Source organism: Chitinophaga sp. 01L420 (assembly GCF_056399985.1).
Genome location: NZ_JBFTSK010000056.1, coordinates 1 through 15,562, shown reverse-complemented (window position 1 = coordinate 15,562; position 15,562 = coordinate 1). Strand labels below are relative to the sequence as shown.

Below are 15,562 nucleotides of genomic sequence, written 5' to 3'. Positions count from 1 at the left end.
GGGGCGACTAAGCGGTGCTACAAATAAAACTGGTGGTAAATACTGACGGAGTGGTGGCTTTATCAGCGGTGGTGAAACAAAGATAAAGGGGACTTTTATTATTTCCAAATAAAAGTCTATTAATTTTGTAGACTAATAGCAAAAGTGAGAAAGACAAGCGCCGAAGGCCTTCCTCTCCGCTGCATTTCCTTAAAAAAGAACTAAATTTGCGCTTTAAATAACCTGACTTGAGTAATTCTGTTTTTTTAATAACACCGCCATTTACACAGTTGAACACGCCGTACCCGGCCACTGCTTACCTGAAAGGATTTCTGAACACCAAAGATATTACCTCCTTCCAGGCGGATCTGGGTATTGAAGTCACCTTGCGTTTATTTTCAAAACAGGGACTGGAACAGTTGTTTGCACATATCGCTGCGGCCCCGCCAGTAGCGGCTTCTGAGAATATAGCCCGGATGCTGGTATTACAGGAGGACTATATACAATCCATTGACGCCGTTATTTTATTTTTACAGGGAAAGAATCCTACGCTGGCACATCTGATCTGTAAACGTGATTATTTACCGGAGGCCTCGCGTTTCGCGCAGCTCGATGACCTGAACTGGGCCTTTGGTTCCATGGGGTCACAGGACAAAGCCAAACACCTGGCAACGATGTACCTGGAAGATTTATCGGATCTGATCATGGCCTGCGTGGATCCACATTTTGGTTTCAGCCGGTATGCAGAGCGACTAAGCCGTTCCGCCAATAGCTTTGATGAACTGTATGATGCCTTACAGGCGGAGTATACTTATATAGACAGTATTTTAACAGACCTGCTGGCTACGCACATGGAACAGGTACAACCTGCTATGGTAGCTATTTCTGTGCCTTTCCCGGGCAATCTCTATTCGGCATTGCGTTGCGGACAATGGGTGAAAAAGCACTATCCTGCTTTGAAAGTGGCCATGGGTGGTGGTTTTCCTAATACAGAGCTGCGTTCGCTGGCCGATGCCCGTGTGTTTGAATTCGTGGATTTCATTACCCTCGATGATGGAGAAGCCCCGATAGAAAACCTGCTGCTATTCCTGGATGGGAAAAAGACAGCGGAAGAACTGAAACGTACTTTCCTGTTAACAGAAGAGAAAGTGACGTATATCAACAGTAAAGCCACCCATGATTATAAACAGGCGCAGCTGGGTACACCGGATTACAGCGACCTGCTGCTGGATAAATATATTTCCGCGATAGAAGTAGTCAATCCTATGCACAGCCTGTGGAGCGATGGCCGCTGGAATAAGCTCACCATGGCGCATGGCTGCTATTGGGGCAAATGTACTTTCTGCGATATTTCTCTTGATTATATAAAGATCTACGAACCCATCACGGCCTCGCTGTTATGCGACCGGATGGAAGCGATCATTGCACAAACAGGGCAGAACGGGTTTCACTTTGTGGATGAAGCGGCACCGCCGGCGCTGATGCGTGCACTGGCGCTGGAAATTATCCGCCGTAAGCTCACCGTGAGCTGGTGGACCAACGTGCGTTTTGAAAAGAGCTTTACGCGTGACCTTTGCCTGTTGCTCAAAGCATCGGGCTGTATTGCCATTTCCGGCGGACTGGAAGTTGCTTCCGACCGTTTACTGGGATTGATACAGAAAGGCATCACGGTAGCCCAGGTAGCGCGTGTAAACCGCCATTTTACGGAAGCAGGCATCATGGTGCATGCATACCTGATGTATGGATTTCCGACGCAAACCGCGCAGGAAACGATCGACGCCCTGGAGATGGTGCGACAGATGTTCCAGGCAGGGATCCTGCAATCTGCCTTCTGGCACCAGTTTACCATGACGGCGCACAGCCCTGTTGGACTGGACCCTGCGAAGTTCAGCGTGCAAAAAGAAACGGAAGAAACCGGCACCTTTGCCAATAACGATATCATGCATATTGATCCTACCGGTGCGGATCACGAATCATTCAGCTATGGACTGAAAAAGTCACTGCTGAATTATATGCATGGTGCCTGCTTTGATTACCCGCTTTCCAAATGGTTTGAATTTAAAGTGCCCAAAACATCTGTGCATCCTGATTTTATCACCACTGCACTGATGGAAGAAGAAGCAGGCACTATTAAGCCAACTTCCAAAGTGGTATACCTGGGCAAACAGCCGTCCATGGAAATTATTACCAAATCAAAGAAGGGCGCTTCCTGGGAAATGTCTTCCTTAACATTCCAGAGTAAGAAAGAAAAAGTAAATATCAGCGTACAGCCGCCACAGGGCGTATGGTTAACAACCATGCTACAGGAGCTGGCAGTAGCCAATCCTAAAACGTATACCCTGCAGGAAGTGAAAGACAGCTATGAAGCAGCAGGGCTAGACGATTTTGAACTCTTCTGGGATAATAAGCCCGTTAATACGCTGCATAAGCTGGGGCTACTGAAATTGTAGCTGTTAGCTTTTAGCTTTTAGCTGTTAGGAAATGCAGCGAATTAGCTGTTAGCCTTTAGCTGTTAGCTTTTAGGCAATGCAGCGAATTAGCTTTTAGCCTTTAGCTGTTAGCTTTTAGGCAATGCAGCGAATCAGCTTTTAGCCTTTAGCTTTTAGGCAATGYAGCGGAGAACGATATATGATAATCTCCGCTGCATTGCCTAAAAGCTAACAGCTAAAGGCTAACAGCTAAAAAAGCTTTACCGGGGTTTTTCCCGGTATCAGTCATGAGGAAAAAGTTAAATATTTGTTTCCACTAAACTGACCTAACAATGAGTGATCAAATGTCCCTTGCCGGCTACGGGTGCGATAGCCAGGGCCACCTGAACCCTACCACCGAACAGCTGGACTACAACATGCCGTTTACCCAGGATCCGCAAACCTTTGGTATGCCGATTACTGCGGCGGCTTATTTTGGTATGCTAAACAGCTTTTACGAATTGCTATTAAGCAATCCGGCTTTGCTGGCAGCTTTTCAGGGAACTTTCTTTGTTGATTTCAGCAAGGCGTCGCTGTTACGTATTCTCAGCCAGGAAGGATGTGAATTCATCCGTTTCCATTTTGCTGTGCCTGAAGCAAATAAGAAAATCAGTCTTTCGGCAGAAGGGCTCACTGCGAACATGGCGCAGGTAGGTTATGCGGCGTTACTCGACAAAGCCACTACCAACAACATGGTACACTTCACCGGTGATCCTAAAATTGAAGAAAGAGGAAACGGAAAGAATCCGCCACCTCCTGAATTGAAACATTTGTTTGATTTGTTAAAAGCGCAGGGCTCTCCATTGGCTACTGCGGATCTGGATACTTTATTTCAACCGATATAGAATTTAAACTTTTGTGCCGATGAACGGATGGGTGTATGCTTATTATGTATTACTTGTAGCCTGCTTTATTATCAGCCTATTTCACCTGGAACACAGGGAGGTAAAGATATTGAGCGTGCTGCTGGGGGTATCTATTATTACAGAAGTAATAGTTGAGTTGATCGGCACAGAAGGTTTAGGTTTCTTTATAGTATATCATTTCTTTGTGGTGCTGGAATATAGTCTGATAACAATTATTCTCCGATCAGGAATCAAGGATTACCGATGGCGGTTATTAATGGGCGTTTCTATTTTTATATTCGGAATAGTGTCCCTTTTTTACAGCTTTGTATTAGGTGGGTGGCATGCCTTTCCTGGCATCAATATCACGATAGAGAGCTTCCTGGTCATCTGCTGGTGCCTTTTATCCTTTTTTTCTATAACCCCGGATAGTGAAGCTTCTATATTCCGGCACCCTGTTTTTTGGCTAACCCTTGCTTTTTTTATTTATTTCGCGGCTTCTGTCAGCGTAAATGCTTTTTACAACCTGTTGCTGGAGAATGATACCGCCAGGGCAAGGCATTTTTTCGCAGTATTGAACTCATTATCCAATTACCTGTTGTATATTATGCTGATAAAAGGCGTCGTATGCTTCCGGTCAAACAGGATCTCTTTGTAGCTGTGATTTTTATTTCACTGTTGGTTACCATCATGGGACTGGTGGTTGTATCTGCAGTGATTAGTTATAAAAAGAAGCAAGATGCTTACTTACATCAGCTTAAGTTAATGAAGGAAGATTACGACAAACAGTTAATGTGGTCCCAGATTGAAATGCAGGAAGAAGCCTTTGCCCACCTTGGACAGGAACTGCATGACGATATAGGCCAACTACTGAGCAGCACCAAGCTCCTGATTAATGTTACCCAACGGAGCATGAAGGAAATTCCGGACACCCTGCAAATAGCAGAAGATACCCTGAGTACGGCTATTCAGCATCTGCGGGCGCTTTCCAAATCTTTCAGCCGGCAATGGCTCGACCAGTTCAGTCTGATCGAAAACCTGAAAGCGGAAGTGGAACGGATCAATTCCAGCAGGGCTATACAAGTGAAGTTTACCCATGAACTGATGGTACTGCCACTACAGGCGGAACCTCAGATCATTTTGTTTCGTATTATACAGGAAGCCATGCAAAACTGTATCAAACATGCCCGCCCACAGGTGATTGATATCAGTATCAGAACGGCAGATCAACAACTCATCCTCCTTATCGCTGATGACGGTTCCGGTTTTGATAAAGCCAGTATGTCATCTATCGGTATGGGTATCCGTAATATGCAGCACCGTACCAGTTTACTTGGCGGCGATATCCGCTGGGAAGTTACTACCGCCGGTGGCACTGCAGTATTGATCACATTACCCCTTGAATAATTTTTATGAACATCAACATTGGCATTGCAGACGATCATCAGCTATTCCTTAAATCACTCAGTTTGCTGATCAGTGGCTTTAGTGGATTCCAGATAGTAGCAGAAGCTATGAATGGAAAGGAAATGCTGGATAAATTAAGTCACCTGCCGGCAGCACCGGATATTCTGTTACTGGATGTAAACATGCCGGTGATGGATGGCGCCAAAACCACCGAAGCCGTACTTAAGTTATATCCCACCGTTAAAGTAGTGGCCCTGTCTATGAAAGACAATGATGCTACGATCATCGAAATGCTGAAAGCAGGTTGCTGCGCCTATCTCCTGAAAGATATTCATCCAACGGAACTGGAAAAAGCATTACGTGAAATTTTTACTACCGGCGTCTATTACAACGATGCTTCCAATGTCAACTACCGCCGCCTGCTGTTACAATCAGAGCAAAAACAAACGCTTACCGACCGGGAACGGGAGTTTCTCAGCCTGGCCTGCAGCGACCTTACCTATAAGGCGATTGCCGCTAAAATGAATGTAACAGAAAGAACAGTAGACGGGTACCGGGAAATATTATTTAATAAGCTGAACGTGCAGAGCCGCACCGGCATGGTGCTGGAAGCTTTACGCCGTCAGTTGGTAACGCTGTAGAGATGTGTTACTATCAACAAGGAACGGGGATCATACCATATGATCCCCGTTCCTTTTTTGCGCTATGGCTTCCGGTTTTACCGCTATAACTCCTCCGTTTACCGCTTTTTCCAAGGCGTTCGCCTTTTTGTCACCGGCTGTCAGCAGTGTTGTTGTATTTTCGATCGTCAATTAAAACCAAATCTGCTTTAGATGAACAATCAACAACAGTCGCCTGACCCCATTCTGGAAGTGAGTCAGCTGAATGTCCGCTATGGCACTTTCCAGGCGGTAAAAGAAGTTTCCTTCGCGGTACATGGTGGCGAAATATTCGGTTTGCTGGGACCTAACGGTGCCGGCAAAACGAGCACACTCAGTGCCATCGAAGGATTGTTACGCCCTGTTTCCGGAAGTGTTTCCGTAGCCGGCTTCAATACGCAGGAAAAGCCCTTGCATGCCCGCGCCAACATGGGCGTGCAGTTACAGGCTACCAGCTTTCAGCCGGAGCTGACCATCGCCGAAATTATCCGGCTCTTTGCCAGCATTTATGGGGTAGATCTGAATGATGAGAAGGTAAAGCAAAAGCTGTCTGAGATCAGCCTGGAAGATGCGGCCGGTAAAAAGATATCGGAACTCTCCGGAGGTCAGCAACAACGGGTATCGCTGGTGATATCCACCATTCACGATCCGCAACTGGTACTCCTCGATGAACCCACCACAGGGCTGGATCCACAGTCGAGGCGGCAGTTGTGGGAAAGGATAGAACACTTCCGTAACAACGGCCACGCTGTATTACTCACCACGCATTCCATGGAAGAGGCGGAAGCCATCTGCGACCGCATCGCTATCATCGACCACGGACATATCATTGCGATTGATACGCCGGAGGCATTAATAGAAAAGCATCGTCATGATCCGGAAGTACTGAAAGTAGTAAGGAAGGGGAAAGTGACCCTGGAAGATGTATTTATTGGTTTAACCGGTACCGCAGTTCGCCCATAATTAAACGCGCTTAACATGGAAACAAGAATACCTAAAAATTCTGCCGTGATGTCCGCCCTGCTGCGGGCCGATTTCACCACACTCTGGCGCAACCGCCGCTCTTTTCGCCTGGTGCTGATCGTACCATTGATTATATTGGTTTCCTGGAAAGGACTGATCGATAAACTGGGCGGCGTATTTGTACTCTCTGCCTGTATTACCATCGGGCTTACCAGTATCGGACTGATGGGATATTCCAACAGCATTGCGCGTGATCGCGACAGGGGCGTATTTCAGCGGTTACGGGTAGGTCCCGTTTCCGCCTGGACAATTATGATCAGCCGCATATCAGTACAGATAGCGATGATTGTGCTGATGACGATATTGGTTTTTATAGTCGGATATTTTGTAGATCATATAAAGATATCGCCTGCCGGTTATGTAGCCGGCCTATTAATGGCCGTACTGGGAGGTGCTGTGTACCTGGGTTTGGGACAGGCGATCGTAGGCCGCATTAAAAATCCGGATACCGTAAATTCCACTACGCGGCTGGTTTATTTTGTTTTTATTATGATCGGGATGTTTGGAGAATTTGGGGTGTTGGGAGATGTCATAGAAAAAGTTGTGATCTGGTCGCCATATGGAGTGGTAAGAAAAATACTGGCGGCGAGCCTGGATCCGGCCACCTGGAAGCTGGAAACAACTTATGCGCTGCTGGCTTCCATTGGCTATACCATCATTTTTGTGGTACTGGGAGTGAAGTGGTTTAAGTGGGAGAGTAAGTAACGGGTATTGTATTTACAGGGAGATGGATGCCTGCTCCATCTCCCTGTAATAGCTATAACATTTACTTTGTCCCTGTCATTTTTGAGTTGAGGAATTCCCATTCGTTGATGTGGGCATTCCGGTGTTCCTTTTTTACAATAGCGTCAAAGCCGGCTAACAGGTCCCGGTGAGCGGCAGCCACATTATGTTCTTCTGATTTGTCGGTGTTGAGATCATATAATTCCCAGGCTGCGTCCGGGTTTTTCTTCAATCCGTTTTTAATGGCTTTCCATTGGCCCATGCGGATGGCCACTGCGCCGCCTTTCTCCGGATATTCAAAGTAGATATATTTTCTGCTGGCTTGTTGCCCGTGTTTGCCGGTCATTTCCGGAAGGAGGGATATGCCGTCATTGGCGGGAGCGGAGATGCCGGCAATGTCTGCAAACGTAGCCATCATATCATATTGTACGCCTGGCAGCTCCGATGTTTTGCCGGCAGGAATTTTCCCTGGCCACCTGGCAATGAGCGGCTCCCGGATACCACCTTCATAAAGGTCCATTTTAAGCCCTTTAAGGCCGCCAACACTATTGAAGAAGGCAGCATCCACACCGCCGTTAAAAGTAGTGCCGTTATCGCTGGAAAACAGGATAATGGTATTGTCGTCCAATCCCATGCTGGCCACCAGGTTCATGATAATACCTATTTGTGTATCGAGGTAGGTGATCATGGCAGCGTAGGCCGACAATGGATATTTATGCGGCGTATATCCCTGTTGTCCGTAATAAGGTTTTTCATTGAACTGCCCGATGTATTGCTTCAATGCACTATCAGGTACCTGCAGGGAAACGTGTGGTATGGTATAGGGCAGATAGAGGAAGAAGGGCGCCGAATGATTTGATTTAATAAACTGAGTGGCTTTTTTCGTCAGCTCATCTACCGCATAATCTTTTCCTTTGTAGTAATCAAAATCGCTGTCGGTGGCCGTTGCGGGCTGCAATGATTTATGTACGTTGATGAAGGTATTGTGCAGACTGTCGGCTTTACCATTTTCCCAGAGGTGAGTAGGGTAGTAGTTATGTGCCTGCTTTTGATCCAGGTAGCCGTAGAAATAGTTGAACCCTTGTTTGTTGGGATCACCACTGCTATACTGCATGCCCAGTCCCCATTTGCCGATGGCAGCAGTAGTATATCCGGCCTGTTGTAACATGCGGCCGATGGTTACGGTACCTTCAGGTAAAGGCATTTGTCCGCCTTCCAGTGAATCAGGAAAACCGCCCATTTCGTAATTCCCCCTGATATAGGAATGCCCGCCATGGCGGCCTGTAAGCAACATGCAACGGGCAGGTGCACAAACCGGAGTACTGGTATAAAACTGGTTGAAGTGAATACCTTCTGCAGACAGGCGGTCAAGGTTGGGCGTCTTTATTTTCTGCTGACCATAAGGTCCTGTTTCTGCATAGCCCAGGTCGTCGGCATAAATAAATATGATATTGGGTTTTTGCCTGGCCGTTGTTGCTTTTTTGTCTTGTGCCACGACCATCACGCCTGGCAGGACAGCCAAAGTTAGCAGGAGGATTCTTCTTACCATAACAATCAAAATATTTGTGTTAAGATAAACACGTTATGGTAGAATAACTATGGGAGCAGCATTTATTGCGCAAGCGTTTGCGTACGGATAATCACTTCATCGATCCGGTGGTGATCCATTTTCCTGATTTCAAAAGTGACCTGGTTCAGCATTACTTTTTCACCCGCCTTTGGGATATGTCTTAGTTTACCGATCAGCAAACCTGCGATGGTGATATCTTCTTTTTCATATTCCCGCAGCCACTCATAATTGAGTGTTTCCCGGATGTAGCTCAGTTTCGTATAGCCATAGGTCAGCCAGCTTTTATCCGGTTGTTGTACCAGGAAGCGTTCCGTTGCATTGAATCCGGGCAGACTGCCACCCAGCAAACCGGCCACAATATCATGATAGGAGAGAAGACCCTGGCATTCCCCGAATTCATTGAGCACAATTCCCATATTGGTGCCTTCCCGCCTCAGTTGCTGGAAGATATCATATACTGCCTGGTTGGGCGCCAGAAAAGAAATAGGTGCGAGGATATCCGTCAATGCTTTATCCGGATACAGGAGAAAATCCTTTGCACCCAGTGCGCCTAATACTTCCTTTTTATCGTTTAATACCGGGAAGGTGCGGTGGATACTACGTTTAATCGTTTCCGTTACTTCCTCCCGGCTCATGCTTTCTTTCACATAGGTGATCATGGAAGCAGGCGTCATAATGTTTTCCGCCATGAGGTCATAGGCAGAAAAGAGATTTTTATGTAACGTCAATTCGCCTTTGTCGATTAATCCTTGTTTATAAGCTGCCGTAAGCATACTACGTATATCGTTCTCCGTGAGTTTCTCTTCCCGGATGGTATTAATGGAAAAGAGGCCCAGTATAAGCTTGGTACTCGCCGTGAGCAGTTTAATAAACGGATAAGTTACTTTGGAGAAGATGACCATAGACGGCGTGATCAGGTAGGAGGTTTTGAGCGGGTCCAGTAGTGCAAGGGTTTTAGGTATCAGTTCCCCGATCACAATGGTCAGGTAAGTAATACCGCCCACGCCCACCAGCAACGCTGTTAAATGCGCCCCATAGGGATGCATCCCCCATTTGGAGAAAACCGGTTCCAGCCATGCCGCCATCAGATCGCCTCCGTAAAGCCCTTCCAGAATGCCTACCAGCGTAATACCTACCTGCACCGCACTTAGGAATTCATCGGGTTCTTTTATCAGATTCAGTACGTTCAAGGCCTTCCTGTTGCCGTTATCCGCCTGTTGCTGCAGCATATTTTTGTCTACGGATATCAGGCCAATCTCCGCAATGGAGAAGTAGAAGTTGAGCGCAATGAGTACGAGTATAATGATGATGGAAGCCATAAGGAGGGCGGTTTTGTTCTAACTAACACCAGTTGGTCGTTATTGTTTATGCTATTGGTATTCAATAGCAATGAATATGCCGGGTGAAAAAATAGGGCAGTAAAATTTTGGAAAAATAAAATGGGTATGTATATTTGCAACCCCTGACACGATATCAGTTGCCCAGATGGCGAAATTGGTAGACGCACTGTGTTCAGGTCGCAGCGCTCGCAAGGGTGTGCTGGTTCGAATCCAGTTCTGGGCACGTTTAAGCCTTGTAAGTCATTACTTACAAGGCTTTTTTAATTCCGCGAGTGTCGAAAAATCACGCTTTTTACCGCTTTCTCCCACTATTGTTGACACATAATTGACACATCAAATGATACCCCTAATTGCTGGTATTCGATCAGCAAAAGCCATTGGGAGAATCACTAAAAAACAAATAAGAAGTGCTTTATTTAAGGAAATAAGTAGCTATGATTTTGACAGTATTTATTTCGTAAAGATGTCAGTACTTATTGAAAAAACAAGTCAGAATAAAATAGTAAAAGGCGGCTACGGGGTAGATGAATATTTTTAGTACCAGCAGGCACTTGTCAACAATACTATTGCCATACGAGTTTCTACTCATAGATACGTATTTATACTGATTCTTGTAAGAAATCTGTTCTGCGGCTTTTAATTCTTATTAAAATATAATTGCTTTGCTACTCGAAATACAACTGCATAACTGCAATTGCTTTCGGGAGTTGATACAGGTAACCATGCCATAATAATTATTAATACAGCAATGATCACAGAAGAATTAAAAGCACTTCTGGCTAAGGACCCGATGCCAGATACCTTTGCCCCTACAGACAGACGCAGAGTATACCGCGGCAGTACTGCCGTTGTTAACTTCCTGCTGACTTCAAAGGAAACCAATAATGCCCTCTCCATTATGGATGGTACAGCCGTGAAAGGCAGCGAACCTCCCAGGCATGTGCACGAACATGAAGATGAAACATTTATTATCAAAGAAGGAGAAATGGATTTTTACATTGGAGACCAGGTTATACACGCTAAAGCCGGAGATATAGTATTTGCCCCCAGGAAGGTGCCACATCATTTTGTGGTAAAAAGCGACTACGTGAAAAACCTGATCGTGATGACACCTGGTGCATTTGATCAATACTTCTGGTATCTGTCTGCTCCATGTGGTACAGAAAAAACATTAGCTCCACAGCAACAGACTCCTGAAGAGATGAAGAAATGGAAAGACCTGGTAAAGCTTTTCGGAGTGGACTTTTTATAGAATATAGCGCTCTTACCCTACCAGATGATTCCCTATCTCCGTCATATATGTAGGATAATTACAGGTGCATTGAAATGGGTAAGTGCTTTAATATCAATACTATTTGGTTCGATATTATTCCAGTTCCGGGCACAAAAATGGACAAACTTAGGTTTGTCCATTTTTATTTTCGGTAAGACCAATACCGATAATTTTTTATGCTCTCTGATTAAAGATGTAATTTATCTTTCTTCGCCAGCAGTTCTTCTTCAGACTCCTGGTACATTTCGTCTGGTACACAACAGTCTATCGGACATGCAACTGCACATTGAGGTTCCTCATGAAATCCCTGACACTCTGTACATTTATCTGAAACAATATAAAACAGATCGGTAGCCAGGGGAGCATTGCGCTGGCTGGCATCAATAATAGATCCGTCCATCAACACAAAGTCACCTTTAACCGTTGTGCCATCAGCTATTGCCCATTCTACGCCACCCTCATAGATCGCGTTATTCGGACATTCCGATTCACAAACTCCACAGAAAATACATTCATCTGTAATTTTAATAGCCATAGTAATTTTAATTTGGAAGCTTTCTATGCTTCATTATATAATAATAACCAATAAGGTGATAAAATTAGGAGAAAAATAGTTTATTACCCCATAAAAAAACTCAAACATTTGTATTTGTTTAACTATCCGTAAACGATTTATTGGGTGATCACCCAAAGACATTTTTTATTCTACATTAAATTCGTTTGCATCACTAAGAGGAAGATAAAGAAATGTTGAAGACTGTTGGCCTTAACTTCCAATCAACGATTACCATTCTATCCTATCTAATTGTCATGTTATTTATTCAACATGAAATTCAACTTCCAAAAACATACATCCATACACTTGAATCGCTGATCAAATTTTCCACTTAACTACTACTTAATGGGTGTCCACAGCACCTGGAAATAAAAAGATAATTTTGCGATGACATTTATCTCAGCCACCTGGTCCACTAAGTCAAGAGCTGTGAAACATTTGCTCCTTTCTTAATCAGGAAATAAAATGTCCGGAAAATGTCCGGAAACGTTAACTCCAAACGTCTTAGTTATGCAGCGTGAAGTATTCACGTATAATTTCTCAACGTTTAAAAAAAAATTATGAATGAATTGATAGACAAAGTGGCCGTGATCTATGGGGCAGGCGGCGAAATCGGCGGCGCTGTTGCACGTGCTTTCGCACGGGAAGGAGCCAGGCTTTTTCTTACCGGGCGCCGCTTGGCGCCTGTGGAAGCGGTTGCCAGGGACATTGTGTCTGCTGGTGGCGTTGCCGAGGTAGCGGAAGTTGATGCCCTTGATGAGCAGGCTATAGATAAGCATCTGCATGCTGTAGTGGCTAAGGCAGGCCGTATCGATATTTCGTTCAATGCAATGGGGAACTCGCCAACCAAGTATCTGGGGGCATCGCTGGTCGATATGGATCTTAAACAATTTTCCATGCCGATCACGAGCTATACCACATCCTACTTTCTGACTGCGCGTTTAGCGGCAAGGTACATGCTCCCGAATAAATCCGGGGTGATCATGACCGTTACTGCACCTCCCGCAAAAATAGGCACGCCAAACGGAGGGTATGGTCCATCACAGGCTGCCAAGGAGGCGCTTACCCGATACCTGTCAGTTGAACTCGCGCCTCAGGGCATCCGTGTGGTCTGTCTGCAGCCGCACGGCATGCCGGAGACAGAAACAATAAGGGAAATATTTGAAAGTAAGGCAAAGCCAGCGGGGCTAACCTGGGAACAGTTCACCCGTTATCTTGCAGGTATGAACCATCCCAAACGCTTCATGACACTCGCAGAGGTGGCAAATGTAGCGGCCTTTGTGGCTTCCGATAAGGCTAGCGGGGTGATGGGAACGACCGTCAATCTGACCATGGGAGCCCTGGACGACTAGTATCCGTTGACAAAAAACTATATAAACATCAACATAAAAAAAACTACTATGACTGAATTTGTATACCTCTATCGAGGTTATGAACAACCTGCATCTCCTGAGGAAATGCAGCAAAAAACGGCCAAGTGGATGATCTGGCTTAAGGATCTCAGTGACAAAGGTCATGTGAAATCACTCGGAGAGCCTTTGGTCCCTGGTGGCAAGGTAGTCAAAGGCACAAAAAAGCAGGTCATTGACGGCCCCTATGCCGAAGCTAAAGACGTGGTTGGAGGTTATAGCATCATTGTGGCCAGGGATATTGAACAGGCTGTGGAGTTTTCCCTGGGATGCCCTATTTTCGAGGATGGCGGTTCTGTAGAGGTACGTCCAATCGGACATCTAGAATTAGGTGATGGAAATTGAGGAACATTTTTTCCGGCATGAATTCGGAAGAATTGTTGCCACACTTACGCGGCTTTTCGGAGTTCGTAACTTCGCATTGGCAGAAGACGTCACTCAGGATGCCTTCTGCCGTGCTATGGAGACGTGGAAATTACGCGGTCTACCGAAAAACCCTTCTGCATGGTTGATGGCCACTGCTAAGAACCGTGCCTTGGATATCTTGCGCAGGGAACACACGGCCAGAGTGTCTGAGCCAGCACTAACGCGGTTTCTTGAGTCGGAGTGGACACTGGTTCCAACGGTAGAGGAGGCGTTTAGCGCGCATGCTGTGAAAGATTCCCAGCTGCGTATGATGTTTTCCTGCTGCCATCCCTGCCTCTCTGAAGAGGCGCAAATTGCCCTTATATTGCACATATTATGCGGGTTCAATGTAAAGGAGATTGCACAGGCCTTCGTGAGCAGCCATGCCGCTATTGAAAAACGCATCACCCGGGCAAAGAAAATATTGGCGGAATCTACGAAGCTTTTTGATCTCGCTGATTCGGATTTCCCCTCCAGGCTCTCTTCCGTTCTGCAAGCATTATATTTGCTTTTCAACGAAGGGTATCATGGATCCTCACGTGAGGCGGCAGTGCGCATGGAGCTTTGTCAGGAAGCAATGCTGCTTATGAATTTACTCATCGAACAGCCTGCTTTAGTAACCCCCCAATCCTATGCGCTTGCTGCATTGATGTATTTCAACGCAGCCCGTCTGCCAACTCGTTTAGATGGTTCGGGTAATCTTGTTTCGTTCTTTGAGCAGGACCGGTCTTTATGGAATCATAACCTCATAGCAGAAGGAGAAGCGCTTCTTAACCTTTCTGCGACTGGTACAGAACTGACAAAATATCATATTGAAGCGGCTATTGCTTCAATGCATACCAGTGTCGCCAGAAGCGAGGATACCGATTGGAAACAGATAGTATCGCTTTATGATATGCTCATGACCATCCATCCTTCTCCGGTCATTGCACTTAACCGTGCGATTGCCATCGCACAGCTGGATGGCCCGGAACGGGGATTGCAGGAGATATGTATCATCCATGATCTTCATCGCCTTTCTTCTTACCCGTTTTACCCGGCTACGCTTGGTGAACTTGAACTCCGTCGGGGAAATTACCCGGTTGCGAAAACGCACTTTTCCACAGCGCTTTCGTTGGCACGCAATCCTATGGAACGTAATTTCTTGCAACGGCGTATAGATACATGTAAAGAAAGCTAGCGCATACCCTCAACATTATTGATGCAAGGACAATAGTCGCGGCTCCTGGTGATCATATATTGCTATCCCATTCATTTTTAAGTATCTTGGACGTCAATAGGAACCTACCATATAATTACGGACTAAATATTAATCCTTATGACCCATCTGGAGCAGGCTTTTGAACTTTTTGATGCTTATAACAGGAAAGCCCCTGAGAAAGTGATCTGGAATGGAGAGGAATTTCCATCTGAATATTTTTATGCCATCAAATTACATGAATGGGTAAAAAGACTTCATCCGGATGCCAGTGAATCCTTATTGCTCGCCTCCAGGTGCCAGCATATTGGACGATGGGAGATTGCCAGGAGTAATTATCCTGAAGGAAGGGTGGGGTATCTTACATGGAGAAACGACCTTTCCAAATTCCACGCACATAAAGCAACGGAAATATTACTGTCGGTGGGATATCATGCGGATACCATTGACCGCGTATGTGAAATTATACTGAAGAAGAGGCTTAAAACAGACAACGAAGTACAGGCTATGGAAGATGCACTTTGCCTGGTGTTTCTTGAATTCCAGTATGACGATCTTATTGAAAAGCAGTCCGAAGAGAAGATGACAGTTATTCTGCAAAAAACCTGGGCTAAAATGAGTGCGTCCGGACAAGAGCAGGCTTTTGAACTTTTTGATGCTTATAACAGGAAAGCCCCTGAGAAAGTGATCTGGAATGGAGAGGAATT

General features: G+C 45.6%; 15 protein-coding genes and 1 tRNA gene. 13 read left to right on the top strand and 3 right to left on the bottom strand.

Annotated elements, in window-relative coordinates; genetic code table 11:
• Positions 1-227 precede the first annotated feature (227 nt).
• The 7 genes from AC1DP6_RS32255 to AC1DP6_RS32225 all read left to right on the top strand — a co-directional run bounded on the left by AC1DP6_RS32255 (position 228) and on the right by AC1DP6_RS32225 (position 7,086).
• Positions 228-2,429 carry a B12-binding domain-containing radical SAM protein gene (locus tag AC1DP6_RS32255; RefSeq protein ID WP_477058543.1) on the top strand — a complete coding sequence of 734 codons (2,202 nt, stop codon included), beginning with the start codon at positions 228-230 and terminating at the stop codon, positions 2,427-2,429.
• A gap of 311 nt (positions 2,430-2,740) precedes the next feature.
• Positions 2,741-3,292, top strand: a complete 552-nt coding sequence (locus tag AC1DP6_RS32250; protein WP_477058542.1) for a hypothetical protein — start codon at positions 2,741-2,743, stop codon at positions 3,290-3,292.
• A gap of 19 nt (positions 3,293-3,311) precedes the next feature.
• Entirely contained in the window at positions 3,312-3,950 is a 639-nt protein-coding gene (locus AC1DP6_RS32245) for a hypothetical protein (protein ID WP_441577088.1), read from the top strand.
• On the top strand, positions 3,920-4,699 hold the full coding sequence (locus tag AC1DP6_RS32240; RefSeq protein WP_477025794.1) for a sensor histidine kinase: 780 nt from the start codon (positions 3,920-3,922) through the stop codon (positions 4,697-4,699). The genes AC1DP6_RS32245 and AC1DP6_RS32240 overlap by 31 nt, the downstream gene beginning before the upstream one ends.
• Positions 4,700-4,704: 5 nt before the next feature.
• Complete coding sequence (locus AC1DP6_RS32235) at positions 4,705-5,340, top strand: response regulator (RefSeq protein WP_477058541.1); 636 nt, start codon at positions 4,705-4,707, stop codon at positions 5,338-5,340.
• A 192-nt stretch (positions 5,341-5,532) separates the two neighbouring features.
• On the top strand, positions 5,533-6,321 hold the full coding sequence (locus tag AC1DP6_RS32230) for an ABC transporter ATP-binding protein (RefSeq protein ID WP_477025796.1): 789 nt from the start codon (positions 5,533-5,535) through the stop codon (positions 6,319-6,321).
• Between the two features lie 15 nt (positions 6,322-6,336).
• A complete protein-coding gene (locus AC1DP6_RS32225; protein WP_477058540.1) occupies positions 6,337-7,086 on the top strand; it encodes an ABC transporter permease in 750 nt (249 codons plus the stop codon).
• A 61-nt stretch (positions 7,087-7,147) separates the two neighbouring features.
• On the opposite strand, the gene AC1DP6_RS32220 is transcribed toward AC1DP6_RS32225, so the two are convergent.
• Together AC1DP6_RS32220 and AC1DP6_RS32215 are read right to left on the bottom strand one after the other, a co-directional pair.
• The gene (locus AC1DP6_RS32220; protein WP_477058539.1) at positions 7,148-8,653 is read right to left on the bottom strand and encodes an arylsulfatase; all 1,506 of its coding nucleotides are present in this window, start codon (positions 8,651-8,653) and stop codon (positions 7,148-7,150) included.
• Positions 8,654-8,715: 62 nt separating this feature from the next.
• A complete protein-coding gene (locus AC1DP6_RS32215) occupies positions 8,716-9,993 on the bottom strand; it encodes a hemolysin family protein (RefSeq protein ID WP_477058538.1) in 1,278 nt (425 codons plus the stop codon).
• Positions 9,994-10,153: 160 nt separating this feature from the next.
• On the opposite strand from AC1DP6_RS32215, the gene AC1DP6_RS32210 reads away from it, so the two are divergent.
• Both AC1DP6_RS32210 and AC1DP6_RS32205 read left to right on the top strand, forming a co-directional pair.
• Positions 10,154-10,237, top strand: a tRNA-Leu gene (locus AC1DP6_RS32210).
• A gap of 525 nt (positions 10,238-10,762) precedes the next feature.
• Positions 10,763-11,266 carry a cupin domain-containing protein gene (locus AC1DP6_RS32205; RefSeq protein ID WP_477025801.1) on the top strand — a complete coding sequence of 168 codons (504 nt, stop codon included), beginning with the start codon at positions 10,763-10,765 and terminating at the stop codon, positions 11,264-11,266.
• 208 nt (positions 11,267-11,474) lie between these two features.
• Here the strand turns inward: AC1DP6_RS32205 and AC1DP6_RS32200 are convergent, their stop codons facing one another.
• On the bottom strand, positions 11,475-11,822 hold the full coding sequence (locus AC1DP6_RS32200) for a 4Fe-4S binding protein (protein WP_477058537.1): 348 nt from the start codon (positions 11,820-11,822) through the stop codon (positions 11,475-11,477).
• Positions 11,823-12,403: 581 nt separating this feature from the next.
• On the opposite strand from AC1DP6_RS32200, the gene AC1DP6_RS32195 reads away from it, so the two are divergent.
• From AC1DP6_RS32195 to AC1DP6_RS32180, 4 genes are all read left to right on the top strand, one after another.
• Complete coding sequence (locus AC1DP6_RS32195; RefSeq protein WP_477058536.1) at positions 12,404-13,195, top strand: SDR family NAD(P)-dependent oxidoreductase; 792 nt, start codon at positions 12,404-12,406, stop codon at positions 13,193-13,195.
• Between the two features lie 48 nt (positions 13,196-13,243).
• Positions 13,244-13,597, top strand: coding sequence for a YciI family protein (locus tag AC1DP6_RS32190; RefSeq protein ID WP_477058535.1), 354 nt, complete (start codon positions 13,244-13,246; stop codon positions 13,595-13,597).
• Complete coding sequence (locus AC1DP6_RS32185) at positions 13,587-14,837, top strand: RNA polymerase sigma factor (protein WP_477058534.1); 1,251 nt, start codon at positions 13,587-13,589, stop codon at positions 14,835-14,837. The genes AC1DP6_RS32190 and AC1DP6_RS32185 overlap by 11 nt, the downstream gene beginning before the upstream one ends.
• 138 nt (positions 14,838-14,975) lie before the next feature.
• On the top strand, positions 14,976-15,562 hold a 587-nt coding region (locus tag AC1DP6_RS32180), incomplete at its 3' end, for a DUF4202 domain-containing protein (protein ID WP_477058533.1).